Genomic DNA, 20,143 nt, shown 5'->3' with positions numbered 1-20,143 from the left:
TCGGGGCTAGTTGCCGCCCGGACCGTCGTAACGATACTTAAACCAATCGAAAAGTGCCACACCGCCGTCGCCAAGGGTATTGTAAGAATATAATGCCGGTCTCATTCCTTTCCAGGAATTAAACCGGGATAATTCACAATTGACCCCCAGTTTAGTGAAGTTTCGTCCGTCCAAACTGTATTGCAGGCTCGTATGGTCACCATCTACATCTATTGATATCCTCAGGTAAATATTTGCTTGCCGGAGGACAGGGCCAGCTGTTTTGATTCCCCGGTTTTCTGTATAGAGTTGTATTATGCTGTCAGTCTTAAGCAAACCGATCTCATGCAGGTAATTGCCAAATAAGCATAGACCCGCTTTTTGTCCCGGGGCCATTTGTGAAGTATTCAGCAAAGTGGTGATTTCACCCTGATTTCCCATCAATTTTTGGGTGATGGTGTTCCTGGCGTGTTTTGTATCAGCGCCGCCCATCGCATGCAGGCTCAGGAAGCCTTTTTTCTGACTTAAAGACCAGTTCGCGTCTACCGGGTTATGGTTCCATTGCCATTGTAAGCCAAGGGACTTCCCGTTAAAGTCATCCGTGGTAGCCGGTGCAGTAATCTTTCCTGGAAGGGACACAACTGGCTTACGGTTGATGGTTACCGGTTCACCTACTCCGTTCCCGTCGAGGTCTTTGCCAATGAATGGCCAGTCATCTTTCCATTGTACCGGTTCCAAATGACAGATTCTGCCTATGGCTCCGACATTCTGAAAATGGATAAACCATGATTCGCCGGATTCCAGTTCAACCATCCCTCCCTGATGGGGGCCGTTGATTTTTGTTTTGCCCCGTTCTAAAACGATCTTTCGTTCATAAGGCCCGTATATATTATTTGCTCGTAGCGCGGTCTCAAAGCCATTGCCTACACCGCCCTCAGGAATGATCAGGTACATTAAGCCATTTCGCTTATAGATCTTTGTTCCTTCCGCGGCCTTTCCCGTGTATACTGTTTTACCGGAATCTAATAACCGCTTGCCGTCACTGGTCATTTTATGGATAATGATTGGTCCCGCCCCGACTTTGCTATGCCCGAGATAGGCCTGCCCGTCGTCATCCCAAAAAGGGCACGGATCTTCCCAGCCTTTTACCCGCTGTACTTCGGTCAAAGGAGACCATGGACCCGCCGGATCATCAGCACTGCTCATATACAAGCCTTCGTCCGGTGTACAGAAGAAGACAAAGTATTTATGATCGTGGAAACGGATGGAGGGCGCCCAACTTCCGCTGCCATACCGTGACATCGCGTCATAGCTGCTGTCGATAAGAAGGCTGCGATAGATCTGACTAATCAGGTGCCAGTTCACGAGGTCAGTAGATTCAAGCACTTGCATACCCATAAAATGAAAGTCTGAGCAAACCATATAAAATTTCTTGCCAACACGGATTACATCCGGGTCTGAATAATCCGCATTTAGGATAGGGTTTCTAAAAGTGCCGTCCCTCTGGTCGCCCCAACCGGCTTGCCGGCTTCCCGTATATTGAGCCTCGCAGCTGATGTGTATGAAAAAGGTTAACAAGCAATTAGCTAAGAGCTTGTATGTAATATGGCGCATCGGAATTCTTTTATAATTGTTCTGCGGGATACCGCATAGGGATAAAAGTAGTACACCATAATCACGAAACCCTCCTGTACCTTCCCTTAATTAAGCGCCGCCCGGATTAATTTGAGTAAGCATTAGGATTTTAATAAAATTAAAATTACTTTTATTCCGTATTTAGGACGGAATAAGATGAAGAATTATTTGAAAATTGTTAAGATCGATGAATTTTCGATCACACCGAAATATATACAGATCTATAATTCTGTACTTCGTGGAATTGAGGATCAGGTCATTGAAAAAGATGACATTCTTCCCTCTATATATGACCTGAGTATCGCTCTGGAAGTGTCAAAAAATACGATAGAGCGGGCCTACAATGAATTGAAAAAGGTTAAAGTGCTGAACTCGATCAATGGAAAGGGATATTTTATCTCCAATGTTCATTTTGAACAACCTGTTAATATTTTGCTGTTGTTTAATAAATTAAGTAGTCATAAAAAGATCATTTATGATTCGTTGGCCGAAACATTAGGTCTAAACGCTACAATTGATTTTTATATTTATAATAACGATTTCAACTGTTTCAAAAGGCTTCTGCTGAAAAATATAGAACAATACTCAAAAATTGTTATCGTCCCTCACTTCTTTGAAAATGAGGAAGAAGCTAAAAAGATCATTGATCAATTACCGAAAGACAAGCTGATATTGATGGATAAACTAATTACCGATATTTCAGGCCAGTTCGGTTCTGTGTATGAGGACTTTGAACAGGATATCTATTCAGCTTTGCAACAGTTGGTAGAGCAACTGGCGAAATACCATACACTGAAGATCATATTCCCGCCGAACAGTTATTATTCCAAAGGGATACTGAGCGGTTTTATCAGTTTTTGCCAGCAATATGCTTTCGATTACGGTGTCATCGGCTGCCTTTGCGGTGAAAATCTGGAGCCGGGAACAGTTTATATTAACTTGATGGAAGATGACCTGGTGGAGTTGATCGAAATGGCGATAGGTAATCATCTGGAGGTCGGGAAAGATATTGGCGTCATTTCATACAACGAAACCTCGCTCAAAAAGATAATTCTAAAAGGTATAACAACAATATCGACAGATTTTAGAATGATGGGGGAGAAAACAGCGCAAATGATTTTGGAAAACCGAAAAGAGCACCTGGCAATACCATTTAAGGTCATTGTGAGGAATTCATTGTAAAAGCCTGGATGCAGTTAATTACTCATTGCTCAACAGCCTGAATTAATCCTGTTTCAGAGTAGCGTTAAGCTTATCAGCGCGATACCGAGGGTAAGGGATAGTATTATTATTATAATTGTTGAAATTTGTCGTAGTATTATATTTCGAACGTTTCGAGCCGTTATTCTTATTTTAAATTAATGTTAGTGCAACCAATAGGTGCTATTGTTATATCACGTTTACGCGATGGTGATGCCGATGCATTTCGTTTAATTTATGAAAATCAAAGTCAGAAGATTTACGCTTTCGTTTACAAATTCCTTAAAAATAAAGAAGGCAGCGAGGAGATAGTACAGGAAACGTTTTTACAGCTTTGGTTAAAGAAGGAAACCCTGGAAGACCAGTATCCTATAAACGCGCTGCTTTATACGATTGCAAGAAGGCTAACGCTTAATGCTTTGCGTAAATCCGTTAACCAGCATGCCGCTTTCCGTGATTTTTCTCGTGATTTAAACGATATCCATAACGATACTGAAGAAAGGATAATGCTTGATGACCTCAGGCGAGTAACTGATGAGATCTTATCGAAACTGCCGAAGCAACAACAGATGGTTTTTCGCCTAAGCCGGCTCGAGGGGCTGAGTCACGACGAAATCGGGGAGCGCATGCATATTTCACGGAACACTGTAAAAAATCACCTGGTACAAGCCCTCAAGAATCTCAGAGGGCATTTTGATAAAAACCACATTTTATACATAATTGCTATTCATACATTGCTTAAGCCATGAGCTTCGCATGGCTTTGATCCCGGTTTATTCCTAACCGCTTATTATTCTTTGAGTGCCGGCAAACCGCAATTCTATTTTTTTAACAAAACATCCCACGTGGCATGGTGTCTTGCAGTCATTATTGAATGGTCAGTTTTAGTAATGCAGCGGTATTGAAAATTTATTTTTAAATGACTAGTACGATGACTTACATCGCGTGTATTCTCTTATATAAACCACCAATAAGCCAGTTTGAATGTCTATAAATAAGGAATATTTATTTAAGTTGCTTTCCCGGTTCGCAGATAATTCGATCTCGGAAAAGGAGTATCGTGAACTTAAAAAATATATAGCAGATTCCTCATCCGACGACGAGTTGTTTGAAGCTATGGATAATATTTGGGACAAACTTGAAACCGGAATATCTTTCATTGAAATTGACAGGAGCCGTGTATTTGATCAGATCCTTGCTGACCCCCGTTTTCAGACCGATAAAACAGCGGTAAAGGAGCTGAAACCGGCGAGGCATTGGCTGCGAATTGCAGCAAGCCTGTTAATGGCATGTTCGTCCGTTATTGCTGCATATTTTATATACCGGGCAAACCAGGATATTCCACAGATAGCATACCTTGAAAAGATTGTTCCGAAGGGCCAAAAAGTAAAACTCAGGTTGCCTGATGGTTCGATCGTGTTTTTGAATGCTGACAGTAAGATCCGGTTTCCAGAAAAATTTGCTGGTAAAACGAGGGATATTTTCCTCGAAGGAGAGGCCTTCTTTGACGTGGTGCATGACCCTGATCAGCCCTTTATTGTACACGCCAGAGGGATTAATACCCAGGTGCTCGGAACGGCCTTTGATATTGAGTCATATCACAGGGACGAAGTAAGCGTGGCCGTTCTCCGAGGAAAGGTCAGCGTAGCTGACCGCGTTCAAAAGATCTGCGTGCTGCTGCCAAACGACAATCTTGTTTACAATGCCGAAACTAAAAGACTGACGCTGGGCAAAGTGAACGCAAATGATTTGGTTGCCTGGAAGGACGGGGAATTGATACTGGATAATGTGACTATGGAGAAAGCTGCTGAAATAATCGGCCGCTGGTACAATGTCGAATTCAGGTTTGAGACCCCCGAACTTAAAAACTACCGTTTTAACGTTTCGTTCCTCAAAGGAGAGAAAATAACAAAAGTGATGGATGTGATCAGTCATCTGAACGGCTTCAAATATCGGATAGAGCGTAATACCATCATATTAAGCGGAAGGAAGCATAAATAAACTGCTGTGCAGGTTTGATCCTGAATGAGAATATATACGAATTAACCTTCGGTGTCCGCCAATACACCGTTTTATATAAACCAGATAAATTTAAAATTATGATGCAAATTCTACGCCTTCCGTAAAACTTCTTAAAGAAAATAACCGCTGTGGTGGTAGCCACAAGCGGTTAGTAATTGCATTAACGTACCGCCAAGTGCGCTAATGCGGCTGTGCATTTAAACGAATTTTCGAAAACATTTAAACCAAGTAAATCTAATGAAATTTTTATTGTTCGCCAATTCGGCCGTTCCTAAGGGATGCCGGATGCCGATTATCTCTATTGTGCGTATTATGCGGTACACAACCATTACACTTGCCATAATCTTTACTTCTTGCGGAATTTTAATGGCCGGAAGCAGCAAAGGCCAGGATATTGAAACGACAGAGGTCCAGATGTCCATTACCAACAAGAGCCTGGAATATTCTTTTAAACAAATTGAAAAGCAAACTACATTTCGCTTTGCCTATAAACGTGAAGATATCAAATCCTATAAGCAGCTGACCATCAAGGACGGTACCTATGCCGTTTCAAAATTGCTGAGGCTTCTACTGGCCCAAACCGAACTTGAATTCAGGCAGGAAAATAGTTATATCCTGATCGAGCCGAAACTGCAAACGGCAGGCATTATCCAGTCAGGGCAGGCTCAGGATTTAACGGTGAAAGGTAAGATCACAGATGTGAAGGGAATCCCTTTAGCCGGAGTTACGGTCAAACCCAAAGACGGCACAGGTGGTGTAGTCAGTGCGGCGGATGGCACTTATTCCATTAAAATAGCCAATGGAGACGGTACCCTGGTGTTTAGTTTCATTGGTTTTGTTACCCAGGAGCTCCATGTTAATAACCGTACTACGCTTGATGTGGTTTTACAGGAAAGTAACCAGGCTTTAAGCGAGGTGGTCGTGGTAGGTTACGGTAGCCAAAAGAAAAAGGATATCACGTCTGCGATTTCAACGGTAAGTACCAGGGATATTTCCAGCAGGCCCATTGTCAGTGCTGTTGAGGCTATAACAGGCAAATCAGCCGGTGTCCAGGTATCAATCCCTTCCGGTGCGCCGGGCGGTGACCTGTCCGTAAAGATCCGCGGTATAGGATCACCAAACGGGGGGGAGCCTTTATATGTAGTTGACGGCGTACTGGCAAATGATATCAGGGCGATCGACCCGAATACTATTGAATCTATGAGTATCCTCAAGGATGCATCCGCGGCTGGTATTTATGGTGCAGCAGGTTCAACCAATGGGGTGGTGATCATCACCACCAAACATGGGACCAAAGGAAAACCGAGGACGGATATTAACTTTTATACGGGTATGCAACAAATTGTTAAGAAATTGTCTGTACTTAACAATGCCCAGTTCCTGTCCTTGCAAAAGGAAATTACCGGTGCCGACCTTAAGATTCCGGCTTATTATGATCTTACAAATACCAATAATAACTGGCAGGACCAGGTTTATCACAACGCTATGCAGACAGGGGTGAATATGAGCACTTCAGGCGGCTCTGAAAAAGGCACATTTTACCTCGGGGGCGGATATTTGAACCAGGACGGTATCATTGTCGGTTCAAGCTACAAAAGGTATTCAGCCAAGTTCAGCGCGGAACAAAATGCAACCGACTGGTTGAAGATAGGGGGTGATTTCAGCTATAACCGCACCACTCAAAGAACAGTTACCGATAACGCGTCGGCTAATTTTGGCGGTGTTGTCATAGCAGCGCTGGTAACACCACAATATATACCGGTGAGGATGCCGACAGGCAGCCCTAATCCTGGAGTTTACGGTACCAGTAATTTCTATTCCGGTGAAAACCCCATATCGGATATTTATAATAATACAAACAAGACAATCGGAAACAATTTGCTGGGTAACGTGTACACCGATGTGAAACTACCATTCGATTTGAAATACCGCAGCCAACTGAACGTTATTGTGGAAAACTCAAAATATGATTATTTTCAGGATCCCTATAGCAGTTTGAGCGGGCTGTCAAATGCCGGTACCGGCAGGACCAATTATTCCGAAGTTTCACGTTGGGCATGGGACAATACGCTGACTTATAACAAGATTTTAGGCCGCCATTCTATTAATGTTGTAGCAGGAACATCTGCATTGGAAGAAAAAATCGGTACATCTAATGCTTCTGGTAATGGTTTTTCCAGCAATGCGGTACAAACCCTGAATGGCGCGAGCTCTAATTTTGTGATCGGTTCCGGCAATTTTCAGTGGTCTACGAATTCGTATTTCGGAAGAGTAAATTATTCTTATAATGACCGCTATCTACTGACCGCTACTTTTCGGCGGGACGGCTCGTCAAGGGTTGGAAATAACGTCGTATGGGGCAATTTCCCGGCGGTATCCGCAGGCTGGCGGGTATCCAGCGAAGACTTTATGAAGGATGTGACCTGGGTTCAGAACCTGAAGATCCGGGCTGGTTGGGGCGAAACAGGTAACCTGCCGCCTTTTACCATGTTATACCCTTCTTATAGCTTGTTGAATGCTGGCTCGCCTTACGCTTACGGCGGCGGTGCGGCAATCCCGGGCATCAACCCAAGCGGCCAGTTTGGAAACCCAAACCTGAAATGGGAATCAGCACAACAGACTAATATTGGTTTTGATGCAAGCTTTTTTCAAAGCCGCGTAACATTAACGGTCGATTATTACCACAAAAAGGTCAGGGACCTCATCTTTACGCAACAATTACCTTTGACAACAGGCGGTTCATTTACCGCGCTGAATTTGCCGGGTAATGATATCAATAAAGGAGTTGAACTTGGCATCGAGGCTGATGTTCTGAAAGGCAGCAGCTTTTCCTGGAGTACCAATTTTAATGCGTCATACAATAAAAACCTGATCTCCGGGATAGATCCGACAATCTCTTTTCAAACAGGCCCCTTGACCATCGGGGGCAGCAAGGCTCCTATTTACACCCAGATTATTAAGAATGGTTATCCATTGGGTACATTTTGGGGATACCAGACCAAGGGTGTTGATCCGCAGACAGGTAATTTTGTTTATAGCGACAACCCGCAAAACCTGGGTTCTGCTATCCCTAAATACAATTTCGGATTTTCGAACACCTTCACTTATCAAGCACTTAGTCTGTCTGTCCTGATGGATGCCGTGCAGGGAAATAAAGTTTATAACGCGACCAGGATGGAAACGGAAGCACTTTCCGGGTATACCAACGAGAGTACAGATGTATTAAGGCGCTGGGAAAAACCCGGTGATATTACCGATATTCCGAGGGCGCTTGGTAACGGTACGACCAATACCGCGGCCGCTGCATTATTGCAAAGCCGTATCGCTTCTAATTACCTGGAAGATGGCTCCTTCATTCGCATGAGGAACGTAACGCTAAGCTACCAATTTGATAAAGGTTTCCTGAAAACCCTTGGTTTGGCTGGGGCGAAATTTTATGTAAGCGCCCAGAACCTGTTCATCATATCTAAGTACAAAGGTTATTATCCCGAGGTGAACGGATATGGATTGGGAACAAATAACCAGGCGGTGAACGCCGGGGCAGGTGTTTCCTTACTTTCGCTGGGAGTTGACAGGGGCACTTATCCGCCAGCGAAAATCTTCACGGCTGGCATCAATGTTCAATTTTAATAAAGACATTATCATGAAAAAATATAAATCATTATTCAAGTATTTGGTAATCCTTGGAGTAATCTTCTCTTCCTGTAAAAAGAGCTTTTTGGAGAAAGCGCCTGAATCGAGTTTAGCAGCAGGATCTATCAAATCGGCCCAGGACGCTGAGAATCTTTTGAACGGCGCATATAACAAACTGGCTACTGTTAGTTATTATCAATACGATAATTTTATGCTGACTGACGGCAAGTCGGATAACTGCTATGTCAACGGGGATAATGTGACTGCAGAACAACCCCTGGAAAATTTCACCTATACTTCATCAAATGCGGCGATACAGGGCGCTTGGACTTATCTCTTTGGCCATGTTACTGCTGCCAATGCGGTTACCGATAACATTCCGCCGATCAATGATCCTTCATGGGCAGGAACAAACAGGAAAGAGCAGATCCTGGGAGAGGCCCGCTTCCTGCGCGCACTAGCGTACTACAACCTGGTAACTGAGTTCGGCGGTGTTCCGATCATTTTGTCAGTGACCAATAACGGGAACTTCTACCCGGCAAGAAACACTGCCGCTGAAGTTTACGCACAGATCATTGCTGATCTGAAATTTGCTGAGGGTGTATTGCCTGAAACGCCATTTAACGGACAGGCCGGGCGCGCTACAGCAGGTGCTGCAGATGCATTGCTCGCAAAAACCTATGCCCAAATGGGAGATTATACGAATTGCCTGACCTATTGCAATAAGGTGATCAGTGGCGGTAAATATTCCCTGGTTAGTGATTATTCCAAATTGTTCGGTAGGACAAACAAAAATACACCAGAATCGATTTTTGAAGTTCAGGCCCCTTCCGGCGGCAGTCCGTATAATTTTTTTGGACCTGAACTGTTCGTCTGGGTTGCTGCCGATCAGTATCCCAAACGCGATATCGGGTCCTTTGATCTGATCCAGGCATTCAAGGCAGCCGGGGACCAGGGCATACGTTACAAGTCTACATTCAACTGGCAGATTGCAAATGCTTCTTTCAATATGCCGCTTAATGCGTGGGATGCGGCAGCACCGATCCCATTCATCGTCAAATTGCCGGATGCCGAAGGCTTTGCCAGCTCTGATAATCTTTTATTGATTCGTTACGCCGATATCCTGTTGCTTGCCGCGGAAGCCAATAACCAGCTGGGCAACACCGGTACTGCCATAACGCTAATGAATCAGGTGCGCACAAGGGCCAATTTGCCGGGCACTATCGCAACGACCAAAACCGAACTGGCGCTGGCCATACTAAATGAGAGAAGGCTCGAACTTGCGCATGAGCAGGTTCGCTGGAATGACCTCTTGCGTGCTGATGCTAACGGAACCATAAACCTGGTAACACTGATGAACAGTCAGGTCAATTCCCACGGCGCAAATCTGAACTACAACCTGAACGCTGATAAACATCAGTTCGTATATCCTATCCCACTTCAAGACATTCAGCTCAATAAAAATTTAACCCAGAACCCTGGTTATTAAGTAAGTAATTTACCCTATGCTCCGCGACACAGTCAGGCCGGCCGGTTTTTTAACCGGTTGGCCAACGCGGCCGGGGCATTAAAAAACAAGCCATTCTTGAGAAAAATGGCTTGTTGAGATCAATAAACACATCGTTGATCGAGATTTAGTTGATGGTGTTCCGGCATGAGATCCGGAACACTTTTTCCTCAACCCCAACATTTCTAACGCATAAAATTCTATGAAAAAGCGATTCATTTTTGCCTTGTGTCTCTTTTGTTGCTATGTTTTTTTTTCAACCCAACTTTGGGCTCAAAAAAGGTCGCTTCATCCGGCAGGAAACCAGGTTAAGCTCTGCAGAACAAGCGGAACGCAAATCCTGGATCCTGATAATCGTCCGATCAGGTTAAAAGGTGCGAACCTTGGAAATTGGCTGGTACCCGAAGGCTACATGTTCAAAACAGACCAGGTGGGAGCTCCAGCCCAGATTAACCAGCTTCTGTTGGAGCTGATCGGCCCTGACAGTACCGCTGCCTTTTGGGACAGGTACCTTAACAACTACATAACTCATGATGATATAAGGTTCCTTGGAAAAATCGGATGCAATCACATCAGGCTGCCGTTCCATTACCAGCTTTTTACCGGCGATCTGTATTTGGGAAAGCGAAATGCCGGGTTTGAGTACATCGACCGGGTGATCAATTGGTGCCGGGAGGAAAAGCTTTATGTACTATTGGATATGCATTGCGCACCCGGGGGTCAAACAGGCTATAATATCGATGATAGTTCAGGATATCCCTGGTTGTTTTTTAGCCGATCAAGCCAGGACCAAATGGCAGGTATCTGGACGAAAATTGCAGCTCATTATAAGAACGAACCTGTAGTAATAGGTTATGATGTTGTTAATGAGCCGTTCGCCAGTTATTTTAACGACGTGGTGAAAGATTACAACCATCGATTGTTTTTAATCTATAAAAGAATGGTATCCGCCATCAGGAAGTTGGATAAAAAGCACATCATATTTTTGAGCGGTTCCAACTGGGCCCTGGATTTCCGGGTTTTCGAGACCCTGCCCGATAATAACATCGTTTATGAATTTCATAAATACCATTTTACCATCAAACAGGAAGCCATCCAGCAATACATAGATTTTGGAAACAAAAACCATGTGCCGGTTTATATTGGGGAAACTGGTGAGAATACAGATGAGTGGGTTAAGCAATTTACGAAGCTGCTTGACGAAAATCAAATGAACTGGGCTTACTGGCCTTATAAGAAAATGGACGATTCGCGCGGCATCATGAACTTTAAACAGCCTGCGGACTATGCGCTGATTTCCGCTTATGCTAAAAGTGACAGGAGTTCTTATGAAAATATGCGGAAGAACATGCCCGACAGGGAAAAGGTACGGAAAGCCCTGAACGAATTTTTGGAAAATGCCCGGTTCAAGAATAATTTTCCAAATAAGGGCTATATCGAGGGATTGGGGTTTTAATCAGATCGCCTTTTTTCTGTTGCCTGGCAGCAATTAGTTCATTTACTGCTTTCGGTGAGACCTACGTTTTCCACAATGAATTTATCAAATTATAGCTATAAGTCCGGTTATGCCAAAATTTAAACTCACCTGTATTTTTTTTGTTGTCCTGTCATGGGCGCAGCCCTTAACTATCCTGAAGGCTCAGTCCTCAAAAACTAATGTAGCATTTAACGGGAAAACCGTTCCTGAGAAAATATGGCAAGCTTCCTGGATCTGTTCATCAGCCGATCCGGGGAAAGAATATGGTGTTTATTATTTCAGGAAAAAAATTGAACTCATTACGAAGCCTGAAGCATTCATGGTTAAAGTTTCTGCTGATAACCGGTATAAATTATATGTAAATGGCACGCTGGTTTCCATCGGTCCTGCACGGGGGGACTTATTCTATTGGAATTATGAAACCGTTGACCTCGCTCCGTATTTAAGCCGGGGAGTAAACGATGTATGCGCGATTGTTTGGAACGATGGGGACTACCGGCCCGAGGCCCAAATTTCGCTGAGAACCGCTTTTATCATACAGGGAGAGGGCCCGGCTGAATCGGTAGTCAATTCGGGGCGTTCGTGGAAATGTTTGAGGAGCGCTGCCTATTCGCCGCTACCCGGCATTGGCTACCCGGCCTGGTATATCGTTGATCCGGGCGAAATCGTTGATATGAAGAAAATGACAAAAGGATGGTTGGAGCCTGCTTTTGATGATAACGACTGGCCTGCTGCAAAATCGATTGACCGGGGAAAACCAAAAGGCACTCCAGACGCAGCTGGTTGGATGTTGGTCCGATCTTCCCTTCCGCAGATGGAACGGACTTTACAACGGACTCCGGCACTGAGGAATGCCGAAGGTATTCCTTTACCGGATTCATTTCCCCTTGTTAAAAAGGCGGTTACGATCCCGCCTCATACTTATGCAACTTTATTGCTTGATCAGACTTTCCTGACCACTGCATATTTAACTTTAAAATTTAGCGGTGGAAAAGATGCCGGTATTTCCCTCACTTATGCTGAAGCCCCTTTTGATCAGTTGAATGCATTCGGGGGCAAAAAGGGTAACCGTAACCAAATACAGGGGAAGGTGATCGCAGGAAGACGGGACAGTATCGTTTCGGATGGTTCTGAAGGCCAAACTTTTGAAACCCGCTACTGGAGGACCTTCCGGTATATCCGGTTAAGCGTGTTTACGCAGGATAGTCCGCTCATAATCGATGATATATTCGGCACTTTTACCGCTTACCCGTTCCGTTTGAATTCCAGCCTGGAAACGGAAGACGAAGAAATGAAGAAGATACTCGATATCGGCTGGCGTACGGCAAGGCTTGATGCTTTGGAAACGTATATGGATTGCCCTTATTACGAACAGCTCCAATATATTGGGGATACACGAATACAAGCCCTGATCTCCTATTATAACAGCGGCGACGACCGCCTTGCCCGGAATGCGATCAATCAGATGGACCATTCCCGTATCGCGGAAGGCCTTACTTTTAGCAGACACCCTTCTTTTACCCCTCAGGTTATTTCAACCTTTTCACTTTGGTATATAGGGGTTCTTCATGATTATTGGATGTACCGCCCAGATAATGATTTTATCAAGGATAAGCTGCCCGGCGAAAGGTCCGTGCTCGATTTCTTTAACAGGTACCAGCAGGCAGACGGATCTTTAAGAAATGTGCCTTATTGGAATTTTGTAGACTGGGCGAAGGGTAAAAACTGGAAGCAGGGGGTGCCGCCCATCGGGAAATCCGGCGGCTCTGCGATTTTAGACCTACAGCTATTGCTGGCTTATCAACTTGCTGCAGATATGGAAGCGAAGCTCGGGTTGGCGTCATTTGCAACATTATACAAAGGTAAAGCCGAGCAGCTTAAAAAGTCCATCCGCGAGCATTATTGGGACCGTTTCAAACAACTTTATGCAGATAATGAAGATAAGGATCTGTTTTCTCAGCACACCAATTCGCTTGCGATTCTTGCTGGTCTCGGAAATAAGTCGGAATGGCTGGCAATCAGCAAAAAAATATTAAAAGATTCGTCATTAACTGCGTGTACTATCTATTTTAAATACTATTTGCACCAGGCGCTTGTGAAAGCGGGGCTGGGTAATGATTATATGAATTGGCTGGATATCTGGCGTAAGAATATTTCTAACGGTTTGACCACCTGGGCGGAAACTTCAGACCTCGATTACACCCGGTCCGACTGCCACGCCTGGGGCGCAAGTCCGAATATAGAATTTTACAGAACTGTTTTGGGGATAGATAGTTATGCCCCTGGATTCACAAAAGTTAAAATTGAACCACATTTGGGAAACAGCTCGTGGAATGATATCGGCGGTGAGATCCCGCACCCTAAAGGAAAAATTTCAGTTAAATACCTGCATAAAGCCAATTATCAGGATATTAATATTGTTCTACCGTCAGAAACTTCCGGAATCTTGATATGGAAAGGAGTAGCTTATCCATTGGTGTCGGGTGAAAATAAATTTAAATATGTCGGGCATGTGATGAAGTCATCTCAAAAAATTATCAGGTAGGCCAGTAATCAATTGATTTCTTCAGGAAGGCAGGAGAAGGTAGGGGTAGGTCAAGGAGGGTATATCAGCGGAAATAAAGCACATTTGTTCGTCTGGAATTTAATTCCGAACACCAATATAGATCGGTATTGCCAAATGGCATTAGAATCATTTCAATTACACAATAAAAAATGAAAGCGTATTACTTTATAGGAACCGGATTCGTTATCCTATGTATTTTGATGATCCACGTCTCATTTAAGCCAGATAATGAAAAGTCATATCAAGGATGGAAAGTTTACGGCGGGAATAATGAGCATAATCATTATTCTTCTTTAACGGACATTGATACCAACAATGTTTCAAAACTGCAGGTAGCGTGGCAATACCATACGCAAGATGCTGGTAACCTTACACAGATACAGGTAAATCCGATAATCATTGATGGGATTTTGTATGGGGTATCCCCGAAGTTAAAATTATTTGCGGTGGACGCTGCAACAGGCAAAGAAAGGTGGTCATTTGATCCGGTGCCGGTGAAGTCAGAAGGTCCGGTGGGTGCTTTTTTTAATATGAATGTTTGTCGTGGAGTCACTTACTACAAGGGAGGAGAGAATGATCAAAGGATCTTTTATTCAGCATCGTCAAATCTATATTGTATTAATGCCTCTACGGGGAAACCCGTTACCAGTTTTGGTGAATCAGGAAAGATTGATTTACATGATAACTTAGGCCGAGATGTAAAGAATCTTTACGTAGCATCAACCAGTCCCGGCACTATTTATAAAAATTTGATCATTGTAGGTACAAGAGTATCAGAAGATGCAGCAGCGGCACCCGGTCATATCAGAGCTTACGATGTACACACCGGAGCGTTACGCTGGATATTTCATACTATACCACAACCGGGAGAGTATGGGTATAACACATGGGATGATAAGGAAGCATATAAGCATATTGGAGGCGCCAATTCATGGGCTGGTTTTAGCCTGGATGAACAAAAGGGGATTTTATTTGCCCCCATTGGTTCGGCTTCTTTTGATCACTATGGTGGCAGAAGAACAGGTAATAGCCTTTACGCTAATTGCCTGGTTGCGTTAAATGCAGCGACAGGAAAGCGTATCTGGCATTTTCAAACAGTACATCATGATGTTTGGGACAGGGATCTGCCAACTGCTCCGGTATTATTAACAATAACAAAAGGTGGAAAAAAAATAGATGCTGTAGCTCAAGTCACTAAAACCGGCTTCGTTTTTATCCTTGATAGAAACACCGGTTTGCCAATTTACCCGGTTGAGGAAAAACCGGTACCGGCGGTGAGTGGATTGCTGGGAGAGAAATTATCACCCACACAGCCGGTTCCAACGCTTCCAAAACCTTTCGTTCGTCAGGTTTTTTTAGAAAAAGACCTCAATAATATTGTTCCGGCATCTTCCTATGAGATGATTAAAGAAAAGCTCGCGGGGTACAATACCGGAAATATGTTCAATCCTCCCTCCTTGCAGGGAACGATAAGTTTTCCAGGTACCGATGGTGGTGCTGAATGGGGTGGACCGGCATATGATCCCACTACTGGGCTACTCTATGTAAACGCAAGTGAAGTACCCTGGGCGGTGGCCATGCGGGAAACGGGGAACCCGATCGTATCAGTGAGAACAAAGCAGCCCGCGGCGATAAAGCAGCCCAGAAAAACGGCACCATCTAATGAAACCATCAGGATGGCCGGAAAAAGACTATACATAGCAAATTGCATGGGATGTCACGGTGCAGATAGATCAGGCGCAGGCAATATTCCATCACTTATCGCAATCAATAAAAAATACAAGCAAACCGAATTCTTGCAACTTATAGCTGCTGGACGAAGAATGATGCCGGGTTTCGGCCACTTGCCTGAAAGTCAACGGAAAGCTATTGCCGCGTTTGTACTTGATATCAAGACGGATCAAAACAAAAAATTTGTTCCATCGGGACAAGCCGAAGACGAATGGTTTAAGATGCCTTACCTGACCCGTTTAAATAATAAATTTTTAACAAAAGAGGGGTACCCAGCTGTCGCGCCACCATGGGGGACATTAAGTGCAATTAACGTAAACACCGGTGAACTGGTTTGGAAGGAAACGTTGGGAGATTATCCCGAACTTAAGGCAAAAGGCATACATTCAGGAACCGAGAATTATGGAGGACCAACCGTTACAGCTGGTGGCCTTTTATTTATAGCGGCAACAAGCGATTCAAAAATGAGGGCTTTCAACAAGAAGACCGGTAAATTATTGTGGGAGTTTGATTTGCCGGCTTGCGGTTTTGCGACACCGTCCGTGTATGAATTACAGGGGAAACAGTTTTTAGTAATAGCTTGTGGCGGAGGAAAGTTAGGGAAGCCTTCGGGGGATTCTTATATGGCTTTCGCTCTTCCTGACAATAAATGAGTAAATAGCGGGTTCGAACCGGGTTTTACTGAAAAAAATAAAACTGATCGCGGGGATGATCAGTCTTTCCCGTAGTTGTTGCCATATACGGATAGGTTCGTGATAGGAGGCAAAATCCGCGTATCAGCCGGGATCATAGCTGCCCTGTTTACTTCAAATATCAATGGGATTTGGTGATACGGTCGATCGTTTGAAATATACCAAACCAGAAAGAAAATACATATTAATCGATATGAAAAGAATTAAAAGTTATACCATAATTGCGATTTTGTTATCTAGTGGGTTTTTGGTGGCATGGATTAATGATTATTCCCAGGTAAGTAACAAATGGAAGCTTGGTGTTGAAATTTATACGTTCCACCGATTTACACTGGCAGAAGGTATTAGTAAATCGGACAGCGCCGGGGTTCATTACATAGAAGCTGCGTCTTTTCAAAAAATCGGCGACGAAATAGAGAAAGGGTATATTTCACAAATATCTGAACAAGGACTCGTAAAGCTTAATAAGTACCTTGATAAGCATCATATAAAAATCAGGTCTGTTTATGTTTTTGGAGGAAGCTCATTAGATAGCTGGAAGAATGGATTTTTGCAGGCCAAAAAATTAAAATGTGAATTCATTACTGCGGAACCTCCCAGGAATCTTTGGGACAGCATAGACAGTTTAGCCGGAGTTTTTCATATTAAAGTTGCAATTCACAACCATTGGAAAGGAAAAAGTGCTTTCTGGAGTCCAGACTCAGTTTTAGCTGCGATTAAGAATCATCCTAATTTCGGCGCTTGTCCCGATTTGGGGCATTGGCCAAAAAGTGGCGTCGACGCAGTCTCCGGATTACAGAAATTGCAAGGACATATCCTCGCCATACATCTTAAAGATGCCAGTCAAATGAACGATCCAAATGCACGTGATGTCGATCTGGGTACAGGAGTTGTAAATTTCAAAGCCGTTTTGGAGGAATTGAAAAGACAAAACTATAAAGGATTTATATATATTGAGCGCGACGCAGATGTCAGACCGAGTAATCTTCCTTCGGTGATTAAGGAAATCAGTTATTATAACGACCTTCTCCGTAATCTTTAATAACCTCTTATTTTACAAATGAAGAACACTTAAGGGATCGCAACATCACTGAATTTATTCGAAATTGCTGATGTTTTCCACTTTTCCAAACATCTTGCCGTTTTAATCAGATATTGGTTTTTTCTTTATAACTTCCTTACGACATCACCAGCCAATGCCTTTAATTGATACATGGCCTTACCCGGCTGGAATCCGGCTGTTTTTTTTCCTATAAAAGCTTTTCGGTAAGCCCGTGAGTTAGCTAAGCATTTTAGTGAAATTAAGATAATACCAATAGGGGTTCTAATGGAATAGTGTACATATTGTCGCCGGATGGTTTAGTATTATAAAAATGAAATATATATTTGAGTTAATAAATAATCATAATCAATGCATGAAAACCTTATAGCCTATATTAACCAACGTGCCACCTCGCCACTTACGAAAGAGGAAGAAGCGTTGATTATAAGAGCTTTTCAACCCAAAAAGTTAAGAAAAAAACAATACCTTTTGCAGTCTGGTGATGTGAGCAAATACGTTGGTTTTATTGTAAAAGGTGCTATGCGACAATACAGCGTTGACACCAAAGGTGTAGAGCATATTGTTTATCTGTACCTTGAAAATTGGTGGGCGTGCGATCGTGAAAGTGCTGTTATGCTCACACCATCGAAGTATAATATTGATGCCTGGGAAGATACCGAACTGCTCATTGTCACAGTAGCTGATATGCTGGACCTGATCGAAAAAATGCCTGCATTTGGACAAATGACAAGATTCATGGACCAAAGAAGTTTCATCTCCTCTCAACGAAGATTAGATTCTACCATTAGCAATACGGCGGAAAAACGTTATGAAGAATTTGCTGCCCACCACCCCCAATTTATTCAACGATTTCCCCAACATATCATTGCTTCTTTTTTGGGCATAACCAAAGAAACTTTAAGCAGAATTAGAAAACAGGCGATGAAATAACTTCTGTTTTAAATTTTGATTTTTACAAAAGCGTTGACACTTGTCAACGCTTTTTTTTATCATTTATCAACGTAGAATAGCTTGCTTTCGATGCAATTTTGTTTTGTTATCCAAATGACGGATTAACATAACAATTTAAACTAAATGAATAATATCATTAAAAAAGTGCTTTGCGTTGTTACCAGTAATAATGTCAAAGGCGCAAGCAGTCAACCTACAGGATTTTGGTTTAGTGAATTAACTCATGCTTTGGAGCAATTTGAAAATGCGGGTTTACAATATGAACTCGCGTCTGTAAATGGCGGTGAACCGCCGATTGATCCTATGAGCTTAGACTTGAATGACCCGGTAAATACTCATTATTGGAATAATACGAAGTTCCGGGAAGCATTGAAAAACACTACAAGTATAAAAGCAATCAAATCCTCAAATTATGATGCGGTGTTTTATGCCGGTGGTCTCGGCGCCATGTGGGATTTTACGGATAATGAAAAAATCCAGAGCGTAAATCGTGAGATTTATGAAACTGGCGGAGTAGTTTCTGCAGTATGCCATGGACCCGCTGCCTTGATTAATGTAAAATTAAAGGATGCTTCCTATTTAGTTTCGGGTAAAAATGTAGCGGCTTTTACAAACGAAGAAGAGGCCGAAGTGCAAGCTACGGATATAGTTCCTTTTCTTCTGGAAACAGCATTGATAAATCATGGAGCACTATATAATAGAGCAGCCAATTGGTCAAAAAACGTTGTCGTGGATGGTCGCTTAGTTACCGGACAAAATCCAGGTTCGGCAGGAGGTGTGGGGGAAGAGGTGTCCAAAATACTTTTGAACAAATAAAGTAACCCAAAACCTATTAGAATACAATCAGATTCAACTAACATTAACAAGTAAGGAAAAATGAAATCAGTATTAATAACAGGAGCCAACAGAAGTATCGGTTTGGAAATTGCAAGGCAACTTTCAAACAAGGGATTGTTTGTTTATTTGGGGAGTCGTGATCTTGAAAAGGGAAACGCAGTTATAAAAGAACTAAAAGAAAATGGTTTTAAAAATATCAAGGCGATCGAGATTGATACTACTAAACCTGATACTATTTTGTCTGCGAAAAATATTATTGAAAAGGAAAAAGGTAAATTGGATATTTTGATAAATAATGCAGGCATACTCGGACCTCAGCCTCAAACTGCCGTTGGCACACCTATCAACGAGATTCATAAGGTGTTTGATACCAATTTTTTTGGAGGAATCAGTGTTACACAAACCTTCTTAGAGCTACTTAAAAAGTCTGAAAGTCCACGTATCAGCAATGTCACTTCAGGTCTCGCGTCTTTAACTTTACACAGCGATCCGAGTTGGAGATTTTATGATGTAAAATCGATTGCTTACGTAGCTTCAAAAGCAGCTTTGAATGCTTTCACCATTCTTTTGGCCTATGAACTAAAAAGTTTGCCTTTTAAAGTAAATGCAATTGATCCTGGTTTTACTGCAACGGACTTCAATTATCATGCAGGGACAGGAACAATCGAAAGTGCAGCTGCTTTTATCATTAAACATACACTAACTGATGATAATGGACCAACCGGTAAGTTTTTTAGTAACGATATAACGGATGCAACCGAAATAAGCCCTTGGTAAAAGTAAAATCATTTTTTATCAGAGTTGTGCTTACTTCAAGAGTTGCTCATCAACTGAAAACGATAATTGGTGG

General features: G+C 42.9%; 13 protein-coding genes. 12 read left to right on the top strand and 1 reads right to left on the bottom strand.

Annotated elements, in window-relative coordinates:
• Positions 1-6: 6 nt before the first annotated feature.
• Positions 7-1,593: a glycoside hydrolase 43 family protein gene (locus SNE26_RS09165; RefSeq protein ID WP_321559054.1), complete on the bottom strand. Its 1,587-nt coding sequence runs from the start codon at positions 1,591-1,593 to the stop codon at positions 7-9.
• Positions 1,594-1,770: 177 nt separating this feature from the next.
• Here SNE26_RS09165 and SNE26_RS09160 point away from each other — a divergent pair, with 177 nt between their 5' ends.
• The 12 genes from SNE26_RS09160 (at position 1,771) to SNE26_RS09105 (ending at position 20,070) form a co-directional block, all read left to right on the top strand.
• Complete coding sequence (locus SNE26_RS09160; protein ID WP_321559053.1) at positions 1,771-2,796, top strand: GntR family transcriptional regulator; 1,026 nt, start codon at positions 1,771-1,773, stop codon at positions 2,794-2,796.
• 179 nt (positions 2,797-2,975) lie between these two features.
• Entirely contained in the window at positions 2,976-3,563 is a 588-nt protein-coding gene (locus tag SNE26_RS09155; RefSeq protein WP_321559052.1) for an RNA polymerase sigma-70 factor, read from the top strand.
• A 235-nt stretch (positions 3,564-3,798) separates the two neighbouring features.
• Complete coding sequence (locus SNE26_RS09150; protein WP_321559051.1) at positions 3,799-4,815, top strand: FecR domain-containing protein; 1,017 nt, start codon at positions 3,799-3,801, stop codon at positions 4,813-4,815.
• 258 nt (positions 4,816-5,073) lie between these two features.
• Positions 5,074-8,466 carry a TonB-dependent receptor gene (locus SNE26_RS09145; protein WP_321559050.1) on the top strand — a complete coding sequence of 1,131 codons (3,393 nt, stop codon included), beginning with the start codon at positions 5,074-5,076 and terminating at the stop codon, positions 8,464-8,466.
• Between the two features lie 13 nt (positions 8,467-8,479).
• On the top strand, positions 8,480-9,958 hold the full coding sequence (locus SNE26_RS09140) for a RagB/SusD family nutrient uptake outer membrane protein (RefSeq protein ID WP_321559049.1): 1,479 nt from the start codon (positions 8,480-8,482) through the stop codon (positions 9,956-9,958).
• Between the two features lie 220 nt (positions 9,959-10,178).
• A complete protein-coding gene (locus tag SNE26_RS09135; protein WP_321559048.1) occupies positions 10,179-11,432 on the top strand; it encodes a cellulase family glycosylhydrolase in 1,254 nt (417 codons plus the stop codon).
• A 109-nt stretch (positions 11,433-11,541) separates the two neighbouring features.
• Positions 11,542-13,998, top strand: coding sequence for an alpha-rhamnosidase (locus tag SNE26_RS09130; RefSeq protein ID WP_321559047.1), 2,457 nt, complete (start codon positions 11,542-11,544; stop codon positions 13,996-13,998).
• Between the two features lie 170 nt (positions 13,999-14,168).
• Positions 14,169-16,403, top strand: coding sequence for a pyrroloquinoline quinone-dependent dehydrogenase (locus tag SNE26_RS09125; protein WP_321559046.1), 2,235 nt, complete (start codon positions 14,169-14,171; stop codon positions 16,401-16,403).
• A 163-nt stretch (positions 16,404-16,566) separates the two neighbouring features.
• A complete protein-coding gene (locus SNE26_RS09120) occupies positions 16,567-17,484 on the top strand; it encodes a TIM barrel protein (RefSeq protein ID WP_321559045.1) in 918 nt (305 codons plus the stop codon).
• Between the two features lie 369 nt (positions 17,485-17,853).
• Positions 17,854-18,435, top strand: a complete 582-nt coding sequence (locus SNE26_RS09115; protein WP_321559044.1) for a Crp/Fnr family transcriptional regulator — start codon at positions 17,854-17,856, stop codon at positions 18,433-18,435.
• A gap of 144 nt (positions 18,436-18,579) precedes the next feature.
• Complete coding sequence (locus tag SNE26_RS09110; protein WP_321559043.1) at positions 18,580-19,272, top strand: type 1 glutamine amidotransferase domain-containing protein; 693 nt, start codon at positions 18,580-18,582, stop codon at positions 19,270-19,272.
• Between the two features lie 60 nt (positions 19,273-19,332).
• Complete coding sequence (locus tag SNE26_RS09105) at positions 19,333-20,070, top strand: SDR family NAD(P)-dependent oxidoreductase (protein WP_321559042.1); 738 nt, start codon at positions 19,333-19,335, stop codon at positions 20,068-20,070.
• Positions 20,071-20,143: the final 73 nt, after the last annotated feature.

The sequence above is a fragment of the Mucilaginibacter sp. cycad4 genome, assembly GCF_034263275.1.
GTDB lineage: Bacteria > Bacteroidota > Bacteroidia > Sphingobacteriales > Sphingobacteriaceae > Mucilaginibacter.
Note: the sequence above shows the minus strand (reverse complement) of the source record. Positions and strands in the feature narration are given on the sequence as shown.

What these genes read in the sequence shown, in the direction of transcription:
- SNE26_RS09135 (WP_321559048.1), top strand. Translation starts at nt 10,179, where the DNA reads ATGAAAAAGCGATTCATTTTTGCCTTGTGTCTCTTTTGTTGCTATGTT.
- SNE26_RS09115 (WP_321559044.1), top strand. Translation starts at nt 17,854, where the DNA reads ATGCATGAAAACCTTATAGCCTATATTAACCAACGTGCCACCTCGCCA.
- SNE26_RS09110 (WP_321559043.1), top strand. Translation starts at nt 18,580, where the DNA reads ATGAATAATATCATTAAAAAAGTGCTTTGCGTTGTTACCAGTAATAAT.
- SNE26_RS09140 (WP_321559049.1), top strand. Translation starts at nt 8,480, where the DNA reads ATGAAAAAATATAAATCATTATTCAAGTATTTGGTAATCCTTGGAGTA.
- SNE26_RS09150 (WP_321559051.1), top strand. Translation starts at nt 3,799, where the DNA reads ATGTCTATAAATAAGGAATATTTATTTAAGTTGCTTTCCCGGTTCGCA.
- SNE26_RS09165 (WP_321559054.1), bottom strand. Translation starts at nt 1,593, where the DNA reads ATGCGCCATATTACATACAAGCTCTTAGCTAATTGCTTGTTAACCTTT.
- SNE26_RS09145 (WP_321559050.1), top strand. Translation starts at nt 5,074, where the DNA reads ATGAAATTTTTATTGTTCGCCAATTCGGCCGTTCCTAAGGGATGCCGG.
- SNE26_RS09155 (WP_321559052.1), top strand. Translation starts at nt 2,976, where the DNA reads ATGTTAGTGCAACCAATAGGTGCTATTGTTATATCACGTTTACGCGAT.
- SNE26_RS09130 (WP_321559047.1), top strand. Translation starts at nt 11,542, where the DNA reads ATGCCAAAATTTAAACTCACCTGTATTTTTTTTGTTGTCCTGTCATGG.
- SNE26_RS09120 (WP_321559045.1), top strand. Translation starts at nt 16,567, where the DNA reads ATGGGATTTGGTGATACGGTCGATCGTTTGAAATATACCAAACCAGAA.
- SNE26_RS09125 (WP_321559046.1), top strand. Translation starts at nt 14,169, where the DNA reads ATGAAAGCGTATTACTTTATAGGAACCGGATTCGTTATCCTATGTATT.
- SNE26_RS09105 (WP_321559042.1), top strand. Translation starts at nt 19,333, where the DNA reads ATGAAATCAGTATTAATAACAGGAGCCAACAGAAGTATCGGTTTGGAA.
- SNE26_RS09160 (WP_321559053.1), top strand. Translation starts at nt 1,771, where the DNA reads ATGAAGAATTATTTGAAAATTGTTAAGATCGATGAATTTTCGATCACA.